This window comes from Mycolicibacter acidiphilus, from assembly GCF_018455725.1.
Taxonomy (GTDB): Bacteria; Actinomycetota; Actinomycetes; order Mycobacteriales; family Mycobacteriaceae; genus Mycobacterium; species Mycobacterium acidiphilum.
The window spans coordinates 1-835 of record NZ_JAHCLR010000086.1; the positions used below are offsets into that span (position 1 = coordinate 1).

Genomic DNA, 835 nt, shown 5'->3' on the forward strand with positions numbered 1-835 from the left:
CGAGGTCAGCTCCGCGAGCACCAGATGCGGCTGGCCGGTGGAGAACGACGCCCGCGCAGCGTCGACGAGGTCCTGGGCGCAGCTGGACCGGTCCCCGGGCGGCAGCGCAAGCATCCATGGGAAGGCCTTGGACATCCGCTCGACGAGCGGACCGGTGTCGTCCACCGCCACGCCGATGAGCTGCGCAGCGAATTGGAGCATGCGGCTGCGGTTCTCCGCCTCGCGCTGCGACATGAGCACGAGCGCCTCACCGTCACGACGAGTCACCGTCACCGGGTGGTCCTCAGCTTCCGCGAACACCTCGGCGGAGCGCTTGCTCAAGTCTGAGGAGCGGCGCGTGGTGGTGTGGGGTGCTGGCGAGGCCATACCAGCAGAGTATTCGGAACGTGTTCGGAAGTCCAACGCGGCGTATCGAGCCTCGCTTCGTCACAGATCGCGCCATCCGAGCCAGGAGGAATACGACCGGATCGAATATGGCGGGTTACCGGTAACGCTCGCCGTATTGTGCTTTGCCCCAATCGCATTGAGGAACGACACGATGACCCAAAGTTTGCAGATCAGCATGGGTCTACCCGCATCACGCGCCCGGCACCGAAAGTCCGTATTTCTTGAGGACCTTCAGCAGTGTCGGGTTCTCGCCTGGGTGCACGACGGGCTGGCCAGCGTCGACGCTGATCGCACTGTGCACCTCGTCACGCAGCCACACCGTCCAGCAGTCCCAGTCACTGCCGAGCTTCGAGCCGTAGAGCAGGCCGATCGGGCGGGTCTGATCCTGCAGGCGCGGCGCGGCCATCGTTTCGGAATTTGTCAAGGTGTTTGAGTCCAGTGGGTGTTA

General features: G+C 64.3%; 2 protein-coding genes. Both read right to left on the reverse strand.

Annotated elements, in window-relative coordinates; genetic code table 11:
- A partial coding sequence (locus KIH27_RS21485; protein ID WP_214094991.1) for a prevent-host-death protein occupies positions 1-366 on the reverse strand: 366 nt, incomplete at its 3' end.
- 211 nt (positions 367-577) lie between these two features.
- Positions 578-793, reverse strand: coding sequence for a hypothetical protein (locus tag KIH27_RS21490; protein WP_214094992.1), 216 nt, complete (start codon positions 791-793; stop codon positions 578-580).
- Positions 794-835 lie beyond the last annotated feature (42 nt).

Excerpts from the sequence above, each read along its gene's own strand:
- KIH27_RS21490 (WP_214094992.1), bottom strand. The coding sequence starts at position 793 with ATGGCCGCGCCGCGCCTGCAGGATCAGACCCGCCCGATCGGCCTGCTC.